The following is a 929-nucleotide window of genomic DNA, read 5'->3' as shown; positions in this document are numbered from 1 at the left end:
AGTATCGATAAATATAATAAATAAGACTTGAAATTTCCACCATTTTTTGGTAAACTAGAAAAGTGCGTAATGGACGCATACAAACCGCTCATCCGCTGAGGCGTGTGCCAAGGGCACGAATACTTAGGTAAGTCTTAAGATGAGTAGAATAGGAGAATAATAATGAATCCATTAATCGAAGCAATCAATGAAGGTCAACTTCGCAGCGACATCCCTGCTTTCCGTCCTGGTGACTCTGTGCGTGTTCACGCTAAAGTTGTCGAAGGAACTCGTGAACGTATTCAGCTTTTTGAAGGTGTTGTTATTGCGCGTAAAGGCCAAGGCATCTCAGAAACTTATACAGTTCGTAAAATTTCAAATGGTGTTGGTGTAGAACGTATCTTCCCAATCCACACACCACGTGTTGAACAAATTGAAGTCGTACGTTACGGTAAAGTTCGTCGTGCGAAACTTTATTACCTCCGTGCCCTTCAAGGTAAAGCAGCCCGTATTAAAGAAATCCGTCGTTAAGATGGTGTCTGGAAACCCTTATGTGATAAGGGGTTTTTTTGATGTCTGGAATTTTTTTAAGTCATTCAGAAAGTTCAGTTTATCAAAAGGGGGCGAGTTTTATTTTAATTAAAAAGCGGTGCAATAACAAAAAACTCAAGCATAAATTACTTGAGCAGTTATTCAGTTTATGAGAAGCACTACAAAGCTGTGTTTTTCAGTATCGGTTTCCAAGGTAACATTTCAGTAAATAATGTTTTTATTGATTTGAAAAGTTAAAAATTAACTTGCTCTATAAAAAAATCGATCATCATTAAGTGGTTCGCTTTGCCCGAAATCTATTCTAGGTCTATTTATATCAGACTTCACATTAAAAGTACTTTTAGGTTCTTCTGAAATTTTCATGAAAAATGCTCCTGAACCACCCAATGGCTCTTTAA

1 protein-coding gene is annotated in these 929 nt (G+C 37.1%); it reads left to right on the top strand.

Annotation, left to right across the window (positions count from 1 at the left end):
• The first annotated feature begins 162 nt into the window (after window positions 1-162).
• Window positions 163-510 carry a 50S ribosomal protein L19 gene (rplS, locus tag LRA01S_RS10565; RefSeq protein WP_061775561.1) on the top strand — a complete coding sequence of 116 codons (348 nt, stop codon included), beginning with the start codon at window positions 163-165 and terminating at the stop codon, window positions 508-510.
• Window positions 511-929: the final 419 nt, after the last annotated feature.

The sequence above is a fragment of the Pseudolactococcus raffinolactis NBRC 100932 genome (genome assembly GCF_001591765.1).
GTDB lineage: Bacteria > Bacillota > Bacilli > Lactobacillales > Streptococcaceae > Pseudolactococcus > Pseudolactococcus raffinolactis.
Note: the sequence above shows the minus strand (reverse complement) of the source record. Positions and strands in the feature narration are given on the sequence as shown.